At 40.0% G+C, this 20,673-nt stretch carries 15 protein-coding genes; 9 read left to right on the forward strand and 6 right to left on the reverse strand.

Going from position 1 to position 20,673, the window contains the following annotated elements; translation table 11 throughout:
* Window positions 1-108 precede the first annotated feature (108 nt).
* Entirely contained in the window at window positions 109-3,357 is a 3,249-nt protein-coding gene (locus tag WG905_RS06160) for a SusC/RagA family TonB-linked outer membrane protein (protein ID WP_339590833.1), read from the reverse strand.
* Window positions 3,358-3,756: 399 nt separating this feature from the next.
* On the opposite strand from WG905_RS06160, the gene WG905_RS06165 reads away from it, so the two are divergent.
* From WG905_RS06165 to WG905_RS06175, 3 genes are read left to right on the forward strand one after another with little or no spacing between them, the layout of a single operon-like run.
* Complete coding sequence (locus tag WG905_RS06165) at window positions 3,757-4,551, forward strand: SDR family NAD(P)-dependent oxidoreductase (RefSeq protein WP_339590834.1); 795 nt, start codon at window positions 3,757-3,759, stop codon at window positions 4,549-4,551.
* Window positions 4,551-4,895 (forward strand): DoxX family protein, encoded by a 345-nt coding sequence (locus WG905_RS06170; protein ID WP_339591086.1) that lies wholly within the window; start codon window positions 4,551-4,553, stop codon window positions 4,893-4,895. The genes WG905_RS06165 and WG905_RS06170 overlap by 1 nt, the downstream gene beginning before the upstream one ends.
* Before the next feature lie 34 nt (window positions 4,896-4,929).
* On the forward strand, window positions 4,930-5,250 hold the full coding sequence (locus WG905_RS06175; RefSeq protein WP_339590835.1) for a hypothetical protein: 321 nt from the start codon (window positions 4,930-4,932) through the stop codon (window positions 5,248-5,250).
* A 177-nt stretch (window positions 5,251-5,427) separates the two neighbouring features.
* Here the strand turns inward: WG905_RS06175 and WG905_RS06180 are convergent, their stop codons facing one another.
* Window positions 5,428-5,817, reverse strand: a complete 390-nt coding sequence (locus WG905_RS06180; RefSeq protein WP_339590836.1) for a VOC family protein — start codon at window positions 5,815-5,817, stop codon at window positions 5,428-5,430.
* 88 nt (window positions 5,818-5,905) lie between these two features.
* On the opposite strand from WG905_RS06180, the gene WG905_RS06185 reads away from it, so the two are divergent.
* Window positions 5,906-6,580, forward strand: coding sequence for a hypothetical protein (locus WG905_RS06185; protein ID WP_339590837.1), 675 nt, complete (start codon window positions 5,906-5,908; stop codon window positions 6,578-6,580).
* Here WG905_RS06185 and WG905_RS06190 read toward each other — a convergent pair.
* Window positions 6,555-8,162 carry a Na+/H+ antiporter gene (locus tag WG905_RS06190; RefSeq protein WP_339590838.1) on the reverse strand — a complete coding sequence of 536 codons (1,608 nt, stop codon included), beginning with the start codon at window positions 8,160-8,162 and terminating at the stop codon, window positions 6,555-6,557. The genes WG905_RS06185 and WG905_RS06190 overlap by 26 nt on opposite strands.
* A gap of 199 nt (window positions 8,163-8,361) precedes the next feature.
* Here WG905_RS06190 and WG905_RS06195 point away from each other — a divergent pair, with 199 nt between their 5' ends.
* From WG905_RS06195 to WG905_RS06205, 3 genes are read left to right on the forward strand one after another with little or no spacing between them, the layout of a single operon-like run.
* Entirely contained in the window at window positions 8,362-9,102 is a 741-nt protein-coding gene (locus WG905_RS06195; protein ID WP_339590839.1) for an ImuA family protein, read from the forward strand.
* Between the two features lie 2 nt (window positions 9,103-9,104).
* The gene (locus tag WG905_RS06200; protein ID WP_339590840.1) at window positions 9,105-10,601 is read left to right on the forward strand and encodes a Y-family DNA polymerase; all 1,497 of its coding nucleotides are present in this window, start codon (window positions 9,105-9,107) and stop codon (window positions 10,599-10,601) included.
* A gap of 26 nt (window positions 10,602-10,627) precedes the next feature.
* Window positions 10,628-13,852 (forward strand): error-prone DNA polymerase, encoded by a 3,225-nt coding sequence (locus WG905_RS06205; protein ID WP_339590841.1) that lies wholly within the window; start codon window positions 10,628-10,630, stop codon window positions 13,850-13,852.
* 5 nt (window positions 13,853-13,857) lie between these two features.
* Here WG905_RS06205 and WG905_RS06210 read toward each other — a convergent pair whose 3' ends face one another.
* Both WG905_RS06210 and WG905_RS06215 read right to left on the reverse strand, forming a co-directional pair.
* Window positions 13,858-14,469 carry a class I SAM-dependent DNA methyltransferase gene (locus WG905_RS06210; protein ID WP_339590842.1) on the reverse strand — a complete coding sequence of 204 codons (612 nt, stop codon included), beginning with the start codon at window positions 14,467-14,469 and terminating at the stop codon, window positions 13,858-13,860.
* A gap of 183 nt (window positions 14,470-14,652) precedes the next feature.
* On the reverse strand, window positions 14,653-16,434 hold the full coding sequence (locus WG905_RS06215) for a DUF4091 domain-containing protein (protein WP_339590843.1): 1,782 nt from the start codon (window positions 16,432-16,434) through the stop codon (window positions 14,653-14,655).
* Window positions 16,435-16,630: 196 nt separating this feature from the next.
* On the opposite strand from WG905_RS06215, the gene WG905_RS06220 reads away from it, so the two are divergent.
* The gene (locus WG905_RS06220; protein WP_339590844.1) at window positions 16,631-18,715 is read left to right on the forward strand and encodes a M3 family metallopeptidase; all 2,085 of its coding nucleotides are present in this window, start codon (window positions 16,631-16,633) and stop codon (window positions 18,713-18,715) included.
* A gap of 59 nt (window positions 18,716-18,774) precedes the next feature.
* Here WG905_RS06220 and WG905_RS06225 read toward each other — a convergent pair whose 3' ends face one another.
* The gene (locus WG905_RS06225; protein WP_339590845.1) at window positions 18,775-19,245 is read right to left on the reverse strand and encodes a 3'-5' exonuclease; all 471 of its coding nucleotides are present in this window, start codon (window positions 19,243-19,245) and stop codon (window positions 18,775-18,777) included.
* A gap of 196 nt (window positions 19,246-19,441) precedes the next feature.
* Between WG905_RS06225 and WG905_RS06230 the strand changes: the two genes are divergently transcribed.
* A complete protein-coding gene (locus WG905_RS06230; RefSeq protein ID WP_339590846.1) occupies window positions 19,442-20,572 on the forward strand; it encodes a DEAD/DEAH box helicase in 1,131 nt (376 codons plus the stop codon).
* Window positions 20,573-20,673 lie beyond the last annotated feature (101 nt).

Consider the following 20,673-nt stretch of genomic DNA (forward strand, 5'->3'; position numbering starts at 1 on the left):
ATATTTTTGTTATTATTAGCAATGAGGCAATCATTTTTATGTTTCGTCATGCCGGATTGGTTCCGGCATCGATCGACAATGTGGCCAACATCATTTTGTATTCAAATTTTAAAATGTTGCCTGAAGTCCAAAAGAGATTGTTCTTCTGTAAGGATAAACTCTACCGAAGGCCGCTGAATCATTTTTACCGGTTTCAGTAACGTTTACTTCAGGATCAATAGGAATGTCTTTCAGCTTATCCATTTCAAATAAGTTTTCTCCACTCACATAAAATCTCAATCTGCTTAAATGGATTTTTTCTGCAACATTCTTGGAAAGTGCATAGCCTAACGTTACATTTTTCAATCTCAAGTAAGAAAGATCTAATAGATATTTAGTTTGTGGATAGAAGTTTTTTGTGCTTGTCTCTGCCATGTTAGTTGGACGAGGATAGTAGGCACTTGTATTTTCTTCTGTCCAATAATCTAACTGATGTGCATACCAGGCCTCACCTGTTCTCCATCCCGGCACAAACATCGGTCCTTGTGCCCAGTAATCTCTTGCACCTACACCCTGGAAGAACACATTAAAATCGAAACCTTTGAAATCGGCACCAATTCTAAATCCATATTGATATCTAGGGGTCGAGTTTCCGATTACTTTCTGGTCTCCCGGATCTTCAACTGTATTTGAACCTCTGGTGATGGCGCCATCGCCATTTAAATCCTGGTATTTAATATCACCAGGACCATAGAAGAAGTTATTACCCTCGAACTGCGTTTGATTAGGTATACCGTCTTTCAATGTGTATTTATCGCCGGTTAAAATCGGGTTACCGCTGGCATCTTGTTGGAAATCATCTTTAGTAAAGAAACGATCAGTTTCATAACCCCAGATTTCGCCTAACACCTTGCCTTTATAGTTACCACCAAAAGCCCTTGCGCCTTCATAATCAACAAGTACTTCTTTGTAATCAGATAATACTCCGCTTAAGTTCAAGTTTAAGCCATTACCAAAAGCATGACGGTAATCTACAGCAAGTTCCCATCCGGTCGTTTCTATAGAACCAAAATTTCTTTTTGGTGGTATAGAACCATAAACCGAAGGTAATGTAGTCCCTGGTGTATGGATATCGTTGGTTGTTCTTTTGTACCAGTCGAAACTTGCGCCAAATTTACTATCAAAGAACCTGGCATCCACACCAAAATCTAAAGTGCTTACCGTTTCCCAGGTTAAAGCGCCAGAAACTGGCATAGGTATACCTACTGTAGTTATATTTTTACCACCCACTAACCAACCAGAGTTTACTGTAGGTAGAACTGAATAAATGTTACTTGGAATGGTGTTCTGGTTTCCAATTTCTCCATAAGAAGCTCTGAATTTTAAGAAACTTAATACTGGTTTACTGAAATCCATGAAGGATTCTTCTGTAATGACATAACCTGCCGACGCAGAAGGGAAAAAACCCCATTTCTTGTTCGGAGATAAATTCGACGAACCATCGTATCTACCGTTTAACTCTAAAAGATATTTATCCTTGTAAGCATAGTTAACTCGACCGAAAGCACCTAAAGTATTCCATCTTGAATGTGAACTTGTTGCAAATTGATCACCTGTTGCCAAGTTGACTTCACCCACAGCTAAATCAATCAGGTCTCTTCTTTCTGATAACTGATAAATTCTTTCATACGATTCCACATCACCACCGGCAATGATTTTGAAAGCATGATCCGCTATGTTTTTTGTATAAGTTGCAAAAACTTTACCTGTATTTAAGTTACTCCATGTTGAGGTGTATCTTCCCAGGTTATAAGATGCAGCACTATAAGGTCTGTAAGGAATTTGTCCTTGTGCATCCACTCCACTCCAAAAATCCAGTCCACTTAAAACGCCACCTGTTTGATTTTCGTGGCCATTTACACCTGTGTATGTATAATCTGCATCAATGGTTAATCCTGCAAATGGCTTTATAGTACCACCTAGGGAAATTCTTGATAAGCTATTGGTGTTTTTGCTCATTTTAGTTTGCGTAACATCCGTTATTGCATTTCTAAAAGGTTTGCCATCAATAGTTCCATAAGGGAAAACTGTAGGCCACCTGTATAAATAATACCATGGATCATAAACTGCGGCGGCATAATTAAATGGTTCAGAGCGGTTTGTATTGGTGTATAACACTTTAGCACGTGCATCAAACCAATCTGTTACTGCAGTCGTAACGCCCAAATTCAGGTTGTAACGGCTAAATTCATCAGGATTAACTTTTAACACACCTTCCTGGCCCATATATCCGACACCTATATTATAGGTTGTTTTCTCTGATCCTCCTGTTACTGAGATATCGTGTTTCTGTTGTGGAACCCACTTACGCACAAACATATCGTCTACATCCCAAGGGCGGTAAAAGAACAATTTACCACCGCGAACTTCGTAATCACGACCTAAAACCATTTCTGATCCTAAATCCTGACCGCCGTAAAGATTTTCCCATTCGCGCATTTTTTCAATAGCCGTATCATCGATATTTATACCAACGAAAGAGAAAACACTTTCTCCCGGTGTAAATCTTCTTCTTGCTAAAAAGGCCATTTCAGCACCCTCTGCCGCCGGCGCAATTTTCGGCGTTGTTGTTGGTGTACTGAATGCAATGTTATTAGAATAAGAAATTTTAGCCGGTGTGTTTTTCTTACCTGTTTTAGTGGTGATTAAAATTACACCCCATGCGGCTCTTGTTCCATAAATTGAGGACGATGCAGCATCTTTTAACACGGAGATAGATTCAATATCTTCCGGGTTAACCATTTGCAAGTCAGGTATTTCTACGTTGTCTACTAAGATTAACGGATTTCCGCCTCCAGATAATGAACCTACATTCCCACGTAGCTTGATTTCAGGGCTCTGACCAATAGCACCACTTGAAGAGGTGATCGATAAGCCTGGAGTTGTACCTTGTAAAGCTCTGGCTACATCGGTTACTGGTCTTGAATCCATCACCTTCGTATCAATTGTTGATACGGCACCAGTTAAATTAGCTTTTTTCTGTGTACCATAACCTACAACAACGATTTCCTGTAAATTTTGGTTGCTGGATTTTAAGGATACATTGATAGTGTTTGAGGTAGATACAGTGATTTCCTGAGCATCCATAGAGATGTAACTGAAAACCAATACATCACCTATGTTAACTTGAAGGCTGTAAGCACCATCGTTATTCGTCTGAACACCAGTAGTACCTCCTTTCACTCTAACGGAAACACCAGGAATTGCTCCCCCATCATCGCTTCCGGTTACTTTTCCAGTAATAACTTTTTGCTGTGCAAATGCTTGCGTGGCAAGCAAGAATACCCCACATAAAAGTATGAGTAATTGTTTTTTCATAAATGTTAATTTGGTTAATATCCTATTATTCATTCTATACATTTTTATAGCATTCAAAGACGCATAAAAACGCACCATTAAAATTTTGTGATAAATATGGGTATTCTTTATGTAACGAGAGCGGTTTTACCTAATATTTTTTGAGCCATCACAAAATATTGTAGGGAAAACCCGCAATAACCCGCAAAACCTTATATTTTCTTAATTAATAATTAATCCAATTGACCAGGAGGGAAATCCTATAGCCTCTGAAGATGGGCAACAGTGGTACTGCATAGAATAATTAAAGCTGATGAGCTGTCTAATACGTTTTATCTATTGTTTTATATATTAACATACAGATTATAAATAATAGATTTCTACCGGATACCTTTGTATTTCATGTTTTAATAAATATTTATGGATTTGAAATTAGAAGGAAAGACTGCTCTGGTTACAGGTTCAGCTTCCGGTATCGGCTATGCCATCGCATTGGGATTGGCAAAAGAAGGCGTAAAAGTATATATAAACGGCCGTTCACAAGAGAAAATAAACATTGCGATAAATAAGATTAAATCTCAGGTTCCAGCAGCTGAGGTGGATGGTATTGTTGCAGATTTTTCGAAGGTGGAAGAAGTAAACTCGCTTTTGAAGAAATTACCTGAGGTAGATATCCTGGTTAATAATGTAGGGGTCTATGGGGAGCAGCCATTTGAAACTACAGGTGATGACCGATGGATGTTAGATTATGAAATTAATGTATTGAGTGGAGTCAGGCTTTCCCGTCATTATGCACCTTTGATGAAAGCAAAAAACTGGGGCCGGATTATCTTCATTTCCAGCGAATCAGCAATCAATATCCCTGATGACATGATTTTGTATGGTGTTACTAAAACGGCTTATCTGGCTTTGAGCAGAGGATTGGCCAAACACTTAAGGGGCACTAATGTAACTGTTAACGCTGTATTGCCAGGTCCAACATTAGCGGAGGGTACAAAAGACATGTTTGAAAAAATTGCTTTAGATAAAAATGTAACTGTTGAAGAAGCTCCTTTTGTATTCCTCAAGGAAAAAAGGCCTTCTTCTATTATTCAACGATTTGCTACCACTGAAGAGGTTGCTAATTTAGTGGTTTACGTAGCTAGTCCTTTGTCTTCAGCTACCACTGGTGCTGCTTTACGTGTGGATGGAGGCGTTGTAGACGCTAGTTTTTGATGCTGTTTCATGGCATCTACAAATTGTTCAATGGCATTGATGGTATTAAGGGAATGTTGGCTGAAATGGGTTTACCCACTTTTTTAGCTTATGGCGTACATTTTGGAGAAACCATTGCACCGATTCTGTTGATCATTGGTTTTAGAACCAGACTTGCTGCATTAGTTTTTACCATTGTAATGGTAGTGGCTTTTGGTATGGCACATAGAGATGATATTTTTTCTTTAGGAAAATCAGGCGCCTGGGTTGTTGAATTAGTAGCTTTATATTTGTTTGGCGGTCTGGGACTTTACTTTACTGGCGGAGGAAAATATTCAGTATCGACAACGAATAAATGGGATTAAATATCGATTAATTACTGTTATATTCGCAGCCAATATGGGTTACGCAAAAGAAAGAGGAAAGCTTGAAAAGCTATCGGCGAAAATTGCCGGTCTGGATGTTTATAATGAGAAGGGTTTTGACATTCTCAATGATGTTCATGAACAATATTCACATACAGTCAGGATCTTGAAAAATAAAGAGTCGGAAACTTTTAGTGAATTGTACAGTAAGGAATTACAGGAAGTTAAAGGCGGTAGAAAAGCATTGAAGGAAAGTGAAGACGAAGAAACACGTCAGGAAAACTTCATTCAATATAAAAATATCATCTTGTCGGCGATTGAGAAAACCATCCAGGCAACAAAAGATTCTTTATAGTCGGCAGCGAATGATTTTATGGCTCGTTGGTAGCGCATTAAAATCAGGCAGTCCTCATAAAAATTAAATATAATGATCTAAATACAAAAGCCTCAATCAGAATTGGGGCTTTTGTGTTTGAAAGATCTTTTGATAAAATATTAAGTCTGCATTCTAGGGATCAGACTTGGAAAACAATTAACGATGTTGGTCAATGTAAATAACATTACCATCTGGATCGGTTAACATTATGCTAGCAGGTCCAGTAGTCTTTTCGTCTGCTTCGGCTGTCAACTGAATATTTTTGTTTTTAAGGTGTCGTTGAATTTCTCTGACGTCATCAAACTTCTCTAAATTACTGGCATTCTCGTCCCAACCAGGATTGAAGGTCAGAATGTTGTTCTCAAACATTCCCTGAAACAGACCGATTAGAGAATTCCCGTTTTTCATGATGAGGTAATTTCTCTCGAGGTCTCCCGCAAAAACGTCAAAGCCAAGGTCTTCATAAAATTGTTTTGAAACTTTAATGTCTTTGACGCTCAGGCTTACTGAAAATGCGCCGAGTTTTATGTTGTTTTCTTTTTCCATATATATAGTTGGTTTCAAAAGGTAATGATTCTATCATAATTATTTCAATATATTTCTCCTTATTTACATTTAAATTGCTAGATTACTTATGAATACAAAATTCATGATCGGCGTTTTAAAGACCTTAACCACAAGTAATTTACATTACATATCTGGCCTGATCATTTCTATTTTTGTAGGACTGCATTTATTCAATCATTCTTTAAGCATTTATGGTGCGAACAGACATATAGAAATGATGGATACCTTAAGAATATTTTACCGTAATATTTTCTTAGAGACACTTTTACTCATTGCTGTGCTTGTTCAAATTGTATCAGGCCTTAAGCTTTTTTTAACAAACCGAAAAATAGCAAGGTTAAGCATTGAAAAGCTACACATTTGGACCGGATTATATTTAGCAATTTTCTTTGTTATTCATGTAGGTGCGGTTTTTGGTGGACGACTTATTTTGCATCTAGATACAAACTTTTATTTTGGAGTTGCAGGACTTAATTCATTCCCGTTAAACTTATTCTTTATTCCTTACTATGGGCTTGCCATCATTTCATTTTTTGGACACATCGCTGCTATTCATCACAAAAAAATGAAGCTAACTATCTTTGGTTTGACACCCGTAGGCCAATCACTTCTAATTTTAATATTTGGGATTTTATTCACCATTTTCGTTTTTTACGGACTTACAAATCAATTTAAAGGAGTGGAAATCCCAAAGGCATATGAAGTGCTCATAGGGTTTACTGCAGATGGAGTTTTTCCCTGATACTAAATTCTTCAATGTCTATAAATGAAAGGTATTTCCTAATCAATTCTTCATCATATTCACCCCTACGATTCATTTCTGTGAGCAATTTCCGATGTTCTTCTAATAATTCGAGGTAAATAATTTGATAGCCTAGTTGTGGGTTTTCATTTTCTTTGGTTAATTCATTAGGTTCTTTATCAAAAAACAAAATATCAATCTTCAATCTCGCATATAAATTATTTAAATGCTGATTTTGAAGCATATCATCGCTATAATTCTCATCTAAGAACCGAAGAGAAGAATGTGCAATTTTCTTCTGAATGATCAACTCCTGCTCTTGCTCTGGTATAGAAGCAAATTTATCTGTTAGTTTTATTTTCCGAATTAGCCAGGGAAGTGTCAATCCCTGAAACACCAGTGTAACCAGGATGACAATGAAGGTGATGAATAAAATCAGGTTCCGATAAGGAAAAGACTGACCTTCAGCAGTGAATAAAGGTATGGAAAGGGCTGCTGCCAGAGAAACTACACCCCGCATTCCGGCCCATCCAGAAATCAATGGCATTTTCCATCCTGGATTAGGATCTGCTACAGTAATATATCGACTAATCATCCTCGTAAAAATTGCGGCCCCAAATGTGCAAATCAAACGCATAACAATCAATGCCAAAGAGATAGCTAGTCCATACCATATTGCCCTGCCTAAACTGATTTCTTCAAGCTGCCTGATAATGTAGGGCAGTTGAAGCCCAATAAGTAAAAAAATTAAACCATTAAGTAGAAATACAATGTTCGACCATACATTTACGCCTTGTATCCGGCTTCGGTAATTAAGCATGCTTTGGCGCCTATGGGATAAAAAAAGTCCGCCGCTGACTACCGCTAATACACCGGAAAAATGAAAGTGCTCGGCAGAATAGTACATGCAATAAGGAGTTACCAGGGTTAAAACTATTTCTATACTGGTTGTGGCGTGTAACCAACGATGAATAAGGTAAAATATGTATCCTACAAGAAGCCCTATGAGTGTTCCCATTACAATGACCAGGAAAAAACTGGTCACAGCTTCTCCAAAATAAAATTGTCCTGTAAGTATTGCTGCTAAAGCAAATCGAAATATAACCAGGGATGAGGCATCATTAAGCAGACTCTCCCCTTCAATAATGCTGACCAAAGACTTTGGTGCTTTTAACCGACGCATAATCGTTGTTGCGGAAATTGCATCAGGCGGTGATATGATTCCTCCTAAAAGAAAACCTAGCGCTAATGTAAAACCTGGAATGAGTGCCGTGGATAAAAATGCGATCACACAGGAATTGATAAAGATGATAGGAAAAGCAAAACTGGTAATGACCCTTCTCCATTTCCAAAACTCTTTCCATGAGATCTGCCATGCGGCCTCATAAAGAAGTGGAGGCAGAAAAACAAAGAAAACCACCGTGGGGTGAATGGTTATTTTTGAAAATTCATCTACGAAACTTAAGGCCAGACCGCCTAAAACCAATATAATCGGATAAGGTAGACGCAGCTTTTCAGAAATCATGATCAGCGCCAGAATAACTAAAATGAGAACGACGTATTCAATAAACAGGCTTTGCATCAGGTGATCATTTAGGATAATCTATTATGATAGCTTCTTCACCGTTAAAATCAAATAATATACCAGTGAACAATAGGCAAGTTTTTGTATAAATAAATATAAACAATTGTTAATCAATTATATCAGCCATATCAATGATGATATAAATAATTCACTTGATTGCTAAAAATATTAGCATTAATTTTGTTTCATCATTGATATGGAACAGGTTAGATCAAAACAAGAAATCATTAGCAAACTCAAAAAAGAGATCCTTTCCTTACAGGGCTTTAACCCGGTATGTGCAGGAATTACGCAGTTTTCAGGTCTTGGCCCTATTGAAGCTGCCTTTCCCAATGGGGTTTTTCCGAGGGCTGCAATACATGAGTTTATTAGCGCCGAACCTGAACATGCTGCGGCATGCGGTGGGTTTATTGGGGGCTTATTAAAGGAATTAATGATAAATAAGGGTGCATGTCTTTGGATCAGCAGATCGAGAATGATCTTTCCTGCTGCTTTAAAGACTTTTGGTATTGAACCTGAAAACATCGTCTTTATAGATGTAGTTCGGGAGAAGGATGTACTGTGGGTAATGGAAGAAGCACTTAAATGCATGGGGCTTGCTGCGGTGATCGGAGAAGTCAGGGAGATCAGCTTTATGGAGTCCCGGCGCCTGCAGCTCGCTGTTGAAAGAAGCAAGGTTACCGGTTTTGTATTAAGAACAGATGCAACTAAAATCAGCACCACCGCTTGTGTGGCCCGTTGGCAAATCACTCCCATAGCCACAGAACTGGATGATGGAATGCCCGGACTTGGTGCCCCCCGTTGGAAAGTGAACCTGTTAAGGGTCCGTAATGGCAATCCCGGTTCCTGGAATATGGCATGGGCAACAGGCGCTTTCCAATTTATTCCTGAAAGAACTACCCTACCTGAATTAAATGAAAGACTTAAAATTGGATAATTATGCAAAAGCGTTTCCTATCCATATGGTTCCAATATTTAACAACTGACTGGCTTTGTATCCGGCAGCCTGAATTGAGCAAACTTCCTTTTGTATTTGCTATCCCTGAACGCGGTCGAAAAATTATTACAACCATGAATGCACTGGCACAGGCAGATGGAATTAGTCGCGGCATGCCTTTAGCTGATGCAAAGGCTATTGTTCCCGGATTGCAGGTGTTTGATGAAAAGCCAGGCCGTGATCTTAAACTTTTGAAAGCTTTGGGTGAATGGTGTATTCGCTATTCGCCAGTCGTTGGTATTGATTCTCCAGATGGACTCCTGCTTGATATCAGTGGTTGCAGTCATTTATGGGGTGGAGAATCAGCTTACAGGCAAGAAATTATAACACGACTCCAAAGTAAGGGCTATTATGTACATGCTGGCATAGCGGATACCATTGGAGCAGCCTGGGCAATCGCTCGTTTTGGAAAGGAGCAATACATCATCGAAATGGGTAAACAATCGGATGCACTATTAAAGCTACCTGCTGCTGCTTTACGACTTGAAATTAACATCTTGCAGCGTTTACATAAACTTGGGTTGCACAAAATATCCAGCTTTATAAGCATGCCCCGTTCTGTTTTACGCAGGCGCTTTGGTGAAGGATTGCTGCACAGGTTAAGTCAGGCATTAGGTCAGGAAGAGGAATATTTGGAGCCAATCCAGGTGGCAGATCCTTACCAGGAGCGATTGGCTTGTATGGAACCCATCCGTACAGCTACCGGAATAGAAATTGCGATTAACCGGCTTTTGGAATCGCTTTGTGAAAGATTACAAAATGAAGGAAAGGGATTGCGCATTGCTATCTTGAAATGCTATCGTTTAGATGGGAAGATTGAACAAGTGGAAGTCGGTACTAATAAAGCTTCAAATCAGGTTTCTCATTTATTGAAACTGTTTGCCTTGAAGATATCGGGGATCAGACCAGCCCTTGGCATTGAACTTTTTACGTTGGATGCTGCTCAATTAGAAGAGGTTCCCCTACTTCAGGAAGCAATCTGGACTGGCAGTCCCGGTCTCGAAAATCAGGAACTTGTGGAGTTGCTGGATAGGCTTTCGGCGAAAATTGGTGTAGATAAAATTCACCGTTATTTGCCTGATGAGCATTACTGGCCTGAGCGATCGGTTAAACCTGTTTCATCGCTTACCGAGAAAGTAATTACTCCATGGCGTACGGATCGCCCCCGTCCTACTTTGCTTTTAAGCAAACCTGCCCTTATTGAAGTAACTGCCCCTATTCCTGATTATCCGCCGATGACGTTTCGTTACCAGGGGAAGCTTCATTATATCAAAAAGGCAGATGGTCCTGAACGCATCGAACGTGAATGGTGGATTGATCCCGGTGAGCACAGGGACTATTACCAGGTGGAAGATGAAGCAGGACAGCGGTACTGGCTTTTTAGATCAGGACATTATGGTGAAACCCAAAAATGGTTTATCCATGGTTTTTTTGCCTAATAAAAGAATCCCATAAGAAAGGTATCATGAGTTATTCAGAATTACAAGTTACTTCAAATTTCAGCTTCCTGAGGGGTGCTTCCCATCCTGAGGAGCTGGTTGAACAGGCATACCTTTACGGCTATAAGAAGATCGCTATTACCGACCGCAATACCCTTGCAGGTATTGTGCGCGCGCATGCTGCTGCCAAAGGAAAGGAAATACAAATTATTCCTGCTTGCAGGCTTGACTTACGTGACGGCCCAAGTTTATTGGCTTACCCTACCTGCATAGCTGCATACAGCAGGCTCTCTGCCTTGTTGTCTAAAGGGAATCTAAGAGTTGAAAAAGGAGAATGTGAACTGTATAAAGCAGATGTGTACGAATATGCTAAAGGGATGAAGTTCATTGTTATACCTCCGGAAACCCTAACCGAAACCTTTAACTTTGAACCTTTATTTGAGCAACAGCTAAGTGAGTACAAAGAAGGGTTTGGAAAGGATCTTTATATCGCTGCCACCCGCTCCTATCAGGGAGATGATCAGAAAAAGCTGTTTCGCATTTCACAGTTGTCCGATAAGTTCAGTATCCCAATGGTTGCCACAAATGATGTTCATTACCATGATGCTGGACGGCGGGAATTACAGGATATATTAACCTGTGTTCGTGAAAAATGTACGATACATACCGCTGGTTTCCGGTTGCATCAAAATGCAGAGCGATACCTTAAGCCTATTGATGAAATGCTGCGGCTCTTTATAAAGTATCCTGATGCCATTAAACGTAGCCAGGAAATTTCAGATGCCTGCCAGTTTTCCTTAAATGAATTAAAATATATTTATCCGGAAGAAATCACTACCGAAGGCCGTACACCACAGGAAGAACTTGAATTCTTATCCTGGCAGGGTGCTAAGGTACATTATGGTGAAACTTTGCCAGAAAAGATTGTGCATTCGATAAGGCATGAGCTCGCATTTATGGAGGAGATGAATTATGCCTCCTATTTTTTAACCGTTTATGATATTGTTCGATATGCCCGGCAGCAGGGAATCCTTTGCCAGGGACGGGGTTCTGCGGCCAATTCAACGGTTTGCTATTGCCTGGGAATTACCTCTGTTGACCCTACTAAATTTGATTTGTTGTTTGAACGCTTTATTTCTTCCGCAAGAAATGAGCCGCCAGATATTGATGTTGATTTTGAACATGAACGTCGGGAGGAAGTCATTCAGTATATCTATAGTAAATATGGGCGTGATCGTGCCGCCATTGTAGCCACCGTTACCCAACAACACCAGAAAGGTGCCATTAGGGATGTGGGCAAGGCAATGGGTTTATCGGTAGATACCCTTAATCGACTTTCTTCCGCCATATGGGAGTTTACAGAGGAGTGGTTTGAAGAAGAGCGGCTATTGGAACAGGGTTTAAATCCTGCTGATCCTCATTTAAGAAAGGTGTTGGAACTTACGGGTCAAATGATGGGTTTCCCACGACAATTAGGACAGCATACAGGTGGCTTTGTCATTACCCGGGGTAAACTCACAGATTTATGTCCCATTTTAAATGCCCGGATGGAAAACCGCACGAATATAGAGTGGAATAAGGATGATATTGATACTTTGGGTTTTTTGAAGATCGATGTGTTGGGTCTGGGTATGCTTACCTGTATCCGTAAAGCTTTTGACCTGGCCAAAGCATACTATAACCTTGACCTCACGCTTGCAAATATTCCTCAGGATGATCCGGCAGTATATGAAATGATTAGCCGTGCAGATACCATCGGTGTGTTCCAGATTGAAAGCCGGGCGCAACAAACCATGCTCCCAAGGTTAAAACCGAATTGTTTTTATGATTTAGTTATTGAAGTGGCTATCGTAAGGCCTGGTCCAATTCAGGGAGATATGGTACATCCTTATCTGCGACGCCGTAATGGAGAAGAGCCAGTTGAATACCCATCCAAGGAATTGGAAGAGATCTTGAGCCGGACATTAGGGGTCCCTCTTTTCCAGGAACAGGCCATGAAGATCGCTATTGTGGCAGCAGGCTTTACGCCCGCAGAGGCAGATGAACTTCGCCGGAGCATGGCTACTTTTAAATTAAAAGGCCTGGTGACTCAGTTTGAGAAAAAGTTGATTGAGGGGATGAAAGCCAAAGGGTATACTGAGGAGTTTGCACATCGTATCTTTAAGCAATTGGAAGGTTTCGGAAGCTATGGTTTTCCTGAAAGTCACGCTGCCAGTTTTGCCTTACTGGTCTATGTTTCTTCCTGGATCAAATGTCATTATCCGGATGTATTTGCCGGCGCTTTATTGAATAGTATGCCCATGGGCTTCTACCAGCCCGCACAAATTGTGATTGATGCCCGAAACCACCAGGTGGAAGTAAGGGCCGTAGATGTAAATTATTCTTTTTGGGATAATACACTCGAAGAAAAAGCAGGTAAATACCATGCACTCCGACTGGGATTCAGGCAGGTAAAGGGCGTCCGTGAAGAGGATATGCAGACCTTAATTGCCGGGCGCGTTAAAGACTATACCAGTATTTCTGAATTACGTACTGCTGGTGTTTCTGTATCCGCTTTAGAACGACTGGCAGATGCAGATGCATTTCGTTCCCTGGCGCTTGACCGCAGAAAAGCACTGTGGGAAGTTTCCGCTCTGCATGATCAGCCCATCGCCTTATTTGAAGGTCAGTCCTCGGCTAGTGCTGCTGAACCCCAAATCTGCCTTCCTTTCATGAGTACAGCAGAACATGTGGTTCAGGATTATGCTGCCACGGCCCTTTCTTTAAAAGCTCACCCAGTTAGTTTCATACGCGAAAAGCTCAGGCTATTGCATATTCTGTCCTCAAAAGAAATAGGCTCGGTTAAAGATGGCACTATAGTAAAAGTGGCAGGACTGGTTTTGGTGCGACAAAGGCCTGGAACAGCAGGCGGGGTTTGCTTTATTACGATTGAAGACGAGGAAGGTTTCTCCAATCTGGTCGTTTTTCGCAATCTTTTTGAAAAGTACAGGAAAGAGATCCTTGGCGCTAAATTGCTGATGGTGGAGGGCAAGCTTCAGCGTGAAGGAAAAGTCATCCATGTCATTGTTAGTCGCTGTTTTGATTTATCCAAACTTCTTCGGGGACTTACCATTGAAGAAAATGAAAACTTACCCTTGCTTACTTTGTCCCGGGCTGACGAAAGAACACCTTTTCCAGCTGAAAACAAAAGAACACAGGTGAGGAAAAATGTGAATGATGAAGTCTTTCCAAATGCAAGGAATTTTAAATGATGGTTTTAAATAATTGAATGCAATTGTGCCATCCAAACAGTAGCATCACCACATTGGGGATCATCTTCTTTATAAACCAAAACGCGGAAGCCATGCCCTTCAAGCAAGGAACGATATTGATCCTTATTCAACGAAGCATGAAACAGGTTTTCGCCTCCGTTCATTCCCCATGCTTCACCATGTTCCTTTCCTGAAGTAAATAACAATACACCGTTTTCCCTCAGGTGATCCTTGAAAATTTGGAACATGGCAGGCTGATCTTCTGCGGGCAGATGGAAAAAGCTATGCCAGGCAATAATGGCGTCAAATTTCTGATCGAGCGCAAGTTCGCGCATGTCAGCTTTTATAAATTCGGCCTGTGGTAAATTAAACCTTGCGATTTCTAACATGCGGTCACTGGCATCAACTCCTATGGTCTGTATCCCTTGATTGATCAAGTAACCCATCATTGGCATTCCAGCTCCGCAACCCAAATCCAAAACACTAGCGCCAATCCCTACCCTGTCAATTAGCTGGTCCAGGTAAGTCTTTTCCATCAAAACAGGATTACGGTTCGTTGCGTACCAATCAGCAATGATATCATAGGTTTTGAACACGTTGTGCTTTTCGTTATCCATATCACAAAATTAGTTATATAAGCTGACTGATTTGAATTCTTTCTCTTTTGAAGCAGCTTAGGAAGAGGTTTGCAAGGTCCTATAAAAAGATTGGCACCTGCTTTTTAACAGGTGCCAATCAATAAACGGATGCTAAACTAAATTCAGCATGACGAGTTATTTATAATACAGTTCAATTTGTTTTTAATAAATAGTCCTGGACAAATCATTCAATAGATTCTTTGCCTCATTCAAATCACCATTCCAATGGTTCGTTCTGATCGTGCTTTTTAATTTTGCTATCGCCAGCTTAAATTGTTTCAATTTTTCATGCTCACCTCTACTCGCTAAATCCTTCAAAATAAGCTGGGCTTTTTCGTAATCCTGAACCCCTTCCATTGTACGTTCAAACCTCACAGAGCTTCTTCCATGTGGATAAACAATATAGGTGTCACCAGCGGGCCATGTACGGAAACGGGAATCCTGCAATGGATTTTCTACCCATGAATTATAGGACCAGCGTAACATCCCATCAAAATCAGCAGCAAGCGCATACCAGGCTAAGTAGGTAGATTCAGCTGGATCTGAAAAAGTAAACTGGTTTGGAAATGCGTCAGAGCAGCAGATATAAAATGTAGTCGTTAACCCTTTTGCCCTGCGATTTACAAGATCTGTATGCGAGAAAGGATGCTGTGCTGAAATGCTGATATCCTGACTATCAGGAAAGCGCTGGTAAGTTTTTTGATTATCAGCATAAGAAATACCTAATTCAGGCGCCACTTTATAAATCAGGTTTATGGCTGCATCCATTTGGTGTCTTTCTCTTTCATCCATGGCTATATTCGTGATTTTTAACCATCCCTTTTGTTTAAGGTGCCTGGTGAAATCTTTCAGGAATGGCGTCCATAGCTCTTCAAAAACCGCTGTTCCTGGTTTGGCAACAACGTTTACCAGTTTGTCGGAGGATGCATCTTTATAATGTATCTCATTATTCCAGGGAACAATAGAATAACAATTGATCATTTTAGTAACCCCTAAATCCATCATAAAACTCACCCATTTATCAAATACGGTGTAATCATATGCCCAGGAACCATCTTTCTGTTTGGTCCAGCTAATCATATCAGCGTAAGGATCATAAGTTTGAACATTCCATGGATCTTTATTTAAAGTAGCGGTGATCACCTTTTGTCCTGCCTTTGCAAGCATCTCCATAGTGGGTTTCATTGCCTTGAAATGCTGATCGCTCCATACTGGAAGACCTTCTACCCTGGCTACTGCTGCGGGATGTTGCCATTGATCTAAATGGTAAGTCCACTGGGAAGCGTCTGGTAACAATTTGTTAATCACTTCCAGGGTTAAATTCAAATTTTGCGGCTTTTGACCTTTGGCGGTAACTTTTACAATAGCCTTATATTTACCTGGTTTTGCATCTTTAGGAATGGATATACTCACCCAAACCGGTCTTACTTTCTTTCCTTCGAGGTTATAGCTTTTCAGATGATCTATCATATCTGCTGATAAGGACGCTGCGAAATTCTCCGGTTTACGTGCGCCGCAACCTTCTGCAAACTCATCCGTCATGACATATCTTAAAAAATTTGCAGTGGCAATAGTCGCTGGTAATTTGTCTTTGGATGAAGACGTAAATGAAGAAACAGTTACTTGAACATCAGGGATTGCTTGCGCAGACCAAAGCAAGATCTGAGAAGACACACGTTCACCCTTCCACCCGCTGACTACATGCTGAGCTACCGGCTGTATGCTTGGCGCCACAGATTTAGGGAACTTCTTATCAATAGAGACGAAGCTGCTGTGTAAACCAGCTTTAACACCAGACCAGTTTGATAAGGTATCTGCTGTTGGATCTGGTAGTTCAGTGAAATCTTTTGGAATTGAACTTTGTGCCTGGCTGTTTCCTGCATAGGTAAAAGAAAAGAAAAGTGCTAATAATAAAGCCCGGGAAAATTTAGAATTTGTCTTCATTTATTGAGATTAGTGCAAACGAAGATAGTAACATATTGAACTTATTCAAATTAAACATAATTGTCTTATCGTGGTAACATTCATAGGATAAGCTTTTTTAAAACGTTTTTAGCGCTTAAATTAGGCGCTCATAAATTATACTAACTAATTAATCACATTGAAAAAGAAAATACCAACCTTAGTAATCGCTTGTTGTATGCTCGCATCTTTTAATGACAAGGCACTGGGCCAAGTAACCCAAAATCCCTTATTGCTAGAATTTAAAACCCCATTCGGTGTTCCAGCTTTTGATCAGATCAAGCCAGAACACTTTATGCCCGCTTTTCAAGAAGCGATGAAGCAGCAAAAACAAAATATCGCTGTATTGTTAAAAAAACGTGCAAGGCCTACGTTTGAAAACACCATTGAAGCTATAGAACAGAGTGGCGAACTACTCACCAGAATTAGCCCTGTGTTTTACAACCTTACTTCGGCAAACACCTCTCCTGAACTAGAGAAGATATCTAAGGAATTAGCTCCGGTAATGTCACAGCACAGTGACGATATTTACTTGAATAAAGACCTTTTTCAAAGGGTGAAGGAGATTTTCGACAACCAATCAAAGTTAAGTCTTACAAAAGAACAGGCACGTTTATTAGAAACCACCTATAAAGCGTTTGTTCGCAGCGGAGCAAATTTAAATCCGGAGCAACAAGCAAAAATGCGCAATATCAATCAGCAGATGTCTTCATTGACCGTTAGTTTTGGCCAAAATCTTCTTGGTGAAACAAATAGTTTTGAGTTAGTTACTGATAAGAATGCTGATCTGGCAGGTTTGCCTGCTTCACTGGTTGCTGCAGCAGCGAAATCAGCAACAGATGCCGGTAAGGCTGGAAAATGGCGCTTTACCCTGCACAATTCAAGCGTAATGCCTTTTCTGGAATATGCAGAGAACAGGACTTTAAGGGAAAAAATGTATAATGCATATACCAATCGCTCAAACAATAATGATGAACGTGATAACAAAGAGAACTTAACGAAAATTGCTTACCTAAGGGCAGAAAGAGCCGCTTTGCTTGGGTATGCAACTCACGCCGACTATGCTTTGGAAGAGACCATGGCTAAAAAACCTGCGGCAGCGTTAGATCTTTTGAATAACCTTTGGACAGCAGCATTACCGATTGCAAAACAAGAGGCAAAAGACATGCAAGGCTTAATGGATAAAGAAGGTAAAGGTGCCCAGCTGGAAGCTTGGGATTGGTTTTACTATGCTAACAAGGTAAAGAAGGAAAAGTACAATTATAACGCAGAAGAACTACGTCCTTATTTTAAACTGGAGAATGTACGCGACGGCATTTTTAATTTAGCAACCAAACTTTATGGCATTACATTCCATCCATTAAAAGATGTTCCTAAATATCATAAAGATGTGATGGTTTATGAAGTTAAAGAAGCTAACGGTGAACATATCGGTGTATTTTACATGGATTTCTTCCCTCGTGCTACTAAACGAGGAGGTGCATGGATGACATCATACCGCAGTCAGTCTGTTAAAGATAACAAACGTGTAGCACCAGTGATTTCCATTGTATGTAATTTCTCTGCTCCAAATGGTGATGAACCTGCTTTACTTACGCCTGATGAAGTGGAGACTTTTTTCCATGAATTCGGACATGCCACGCATGGTTTATTGTCTGATGTAAAATACAGACGCTTAGCTGGAACATCAGTGTCAAGAGATTTCGTTGAACTTCCATCACAAATTATGGAGCATTGGGCATTTGAGCCGCAAGTGCTTCAGTTTTACGCTAAACACTATCAAACAGGGGCAGCTATTCCTGCAGAACTACTATCTAAAATGGACAAAGCTTCTAAATTCAACCAGGGCTTTGCTACGATAGAATACCTTGCTGCTTCTTTACTGGACATGGGCTACCATACCCTTAAATCAGGTCAGAAAATTGATATAGCTCAATTCGAAAAAGAGCAAATGAACAAATTAGGCTTACCTAAGCAAATTGCACCAAGGTATAGAAGCTCGTATTTTCAACACATCTTTGCAGGTGGATATGCTGCGGGTTATTACAGCTATATCTGGTCTGAAGTTTTAGACAGTGATGCATTTGCAGCTTTCAAAGAAAGTGGAGACATCTTTAATCCTGAGATTGCAAAATCATTCAGAAAGAATATCCTTGAAAGAGGAAATACAGATGAACCAATGACGCTTTACAAATCTTTCCGTGGAAGGGAACCTGATGTAAAGTATTTATTAAAAAACAGGGGTTTAGATCAAGCCCAATAAGTAATTAACATCTTCTGGGGTTGTATTATAAGTTGAAAATTTAACTGATGATACAACCCCTATTTATTTAAGTGCATTTTATAAAGTTCTGCACAGGCCAGCGCATCACTCAGCGCATCATGATGATTCAAAGGGATCCGGTGTTCCTGGCATAAAGAAGCCAGCTTTTTTTTGTAAATCTTATAAGTACAAGCTTTGGTGTATTCTGGTTGTGCAATCTGGTAATAATCTAAAGTTTGAGAAAGACAGCTGAAATCAAAAGCACCGTTATGCGCAACTACAGTTTGTCCCTGGATAAAAGGAGAAATCTCATTCCAAACCGCTGAAAAATCAGGAGACCTACGGGTGCGTTCAGGACTAATGCCATGCACTTCAATATTCCGGTAAAAATAATAGTTGTCCGGAGGACAAACCAGCCGGTTAATCGTTTCTTTAATTAATCCATTTTCGATTCGCACCAGTCCGACCTGACAAATACTCCAGCGTTTCCCATGGGCAGTTTCGAAATCAATTGCTGTAAAGTTTGGCATGTTAAGATATGTTTTGATTTAATATTAATAATAATAACTGAACTGGGAAATGGAATTAGAGAATGTTTCTGCAAATGTAGTAAACAGCGTCAATTCTCAATCAAGTCTTTTACTCCATGCTATCGTACATTGTTATGAATAAATTAAGCTTGGCTAACAGCGATTTTTGTTTAATTTTACCAAAATGTTGAATAATATGTCTTTTTCGTCCTTAGGTTTATCACCTGCTTTACTAAAAGCACTGGTAAATCAAAACTTTACCGTACCTACCCCTATTCAACAAGCCGTTATACCGGCAATATTAGATAGAAAGGACGTTTTAGGGATTGCTAAGACAGGTTCAGGAAAAACTGCGGGTTATGTTTTGCCCCTTTTAACAAATTTGCAACAGACTTTCGGCGCTAAAAACCGTCATGCTAATGTGCTGGTTGTTGTACCAACCCGTGAATTGGCTGAACAGGTGAAGGATGTTTTCCAGGCTTTTAGCCTTGCACTTTCTGAGTCTATCAAAACTTTGGCTGTATATGGTGGTGTTTCCATTAATCCACAGATGATGGCACTGCAAGGTGTAAATGTGCTGGTTGCCACGCCAGGTAGGTTATTGGAATTAGTGGATTCAAATGCTGTGCACTTATCGAGCATTGAAACTTTGGTACTGGACGAAGCAGATAAGATGCTCAATCTGGGATTTAAGGAGGAAATGAATAAGATTATTGCGCTTTTACCTCAAAAGCGCCAGAATATATTATTATCTGCTACATTAACTGATGATCTTCAGCAAATTAACCAGATCTTATTGCACGAGCCGGTGGTTTTTAAGATAGAAGAAGAAGAAGATTCGATTGACTTTATTAACCAGGTGGCTTATATCGTTTCTGAAGAAAAGAAAGGCCCGTTTTTGCGTTATCTGATCAATCATCATGACATGAAACAAGTATTGGTATTTGCTTCTTCGGTTCATCAGGCAGAGGCTATTGTTAACAAGCTTCTCAAAAATAAGATTGACGCAAAAGCTATTCACAGTAAAAAAAGTCAGGGTGCCAGAACAGAAGTTTTAGCTCATTTTAAATCAGGAAAACTACGGGTATTAGTGGCCACAGACTTAATGGCGAGGGGTATTGATATCAATTTCCTCCCTTTTGTGATCAATTATGAATTACCCCGGTCTCCTAAAGATTATGTACACCGTATCGGCAGAACTGGCCGTGCAGAAACAGCGGGAGATGCAATTTCACTGGTGAGTCATAACGAACTACACCATTTTGAGGTTATCCAAAAAAAGATGGGAAAACAGGTGAACCTGATTGATAGCGCAACTATCTTGTAACCGAATGCCATCAGCAGATCAGCTCAAACAAATCATGATGCAGAATTTAAAGAAGTAATTATATTGACTATCGTAAAGCTAAAGCCTCCAACACCTCTAAA

The organism is Pedobacter immunditicola (assembly GCF_037482985.1).
GTDB lineage: Bacteria > Bacteroidota > Bacteroidia > Sphingobacteriales > Sphingobacteriaceae > Pedobacter > Pedobacter immunditicola.

Coding starts and splice junctions, on each gene's coding strand:
- WG905_RS06160 (WP_339590833.1), bottom strand. CDS start 3,357: ATGAAAAAACAATTACTCATACTTTTATGTGGGGTATTCTTGCTTGCC.
- WG905_RS06165 (WP_339590834.1), top strand. CDS start 3,757: ATGGATTTGAAATTAGAAGGAAAGACTGCTCTGGTTACAGGTTCAGCT.
- WG905_RS06170 (WP_339591086.1), top strand. CDS start 4,551: ATGCTGTTTCATGGCATCTACAAATTGTTCAATGGCATTGATGGTATT.
- WG905_RS06175 (WP_339590835.1), top strand. CDS start 4,930: ATGGGTTACGCAAAAGAAAGAGGAAAGCTTGAAAAGCTATCGGCGAAA.
- WG905_RS06180 (WP_339590836.1), bottom strand. CDS start 5,817: ATGGAAAAAGAAAACAACATAAAACTCGGCGCATTTTCAGTAAGCCTG.
- WG905_RS06185 (WP_339590837.1), top strand. CDS start 5,906: ATGAATACAAAATTCATGATCGGCGTTTTAAAGACCTTAACCACAAGT.
- WG905_RS06190 (WP_339590838.1), bottom strand. CDS start 8,162: ATGCAAAGCCTGTTTATTGAATACGTCGTTCTCATTTTAGTTATTCTG.
- WG905_RS06195 (WP_339590839.1), top strand. CDS start 8,362: ATGGAACAGGTTAGATCAAAACAAGAAATCATTAGCAAACTCAAAAAA.
- WG905_RS06200 (WP_339590840.1), top strand. CDS start 9,105: ATGCAAAAGCGTTTCCTATCCATATGGTTCCAATATTTAACAACTGAC.
- WG905_RS06205 (WP_339590841.1), top strand. CDS start 10,628: ATGAGTTATTCAGAATTACAAGTTACTTCAAATTTCAGCTTCCTGAGG.
- WG905_RS06210 (WP_339590842.1), bottom strand. CDS start 14,469: ATGGATAACGAAAAGCACAACGTGTTCAAAACCTATGATATCATTGCT.
- WG905_RS06215 (WP_339590843.1), bottom strand. CDS start 16,434: ATGAAGACAAATTCTAAATTTTCCCGGGCTTTATTATTAGCACTTTTC.
- WG905_RS06220 (WP_339590844.1), top strand. CDS start 16,631: ATGCTCGCATCTTTTAATGACAAGGCACTGGGCCAAGTAACCCAAAAT.
- WG905_RS06225 (WP_339590845.1), bottom strand. CDS start 19,245: ATGCCAAACTTTACAGCAATTGATTTCGAAACTGCCCATGGGAAACGC.
- WG905_RS06230 (WP_339590846.1), top strand. CDS start 19,442: ATGTCTTTTTCGTCCTTAGGTTTATCACCTGCTTTACTAAAAGCACTG.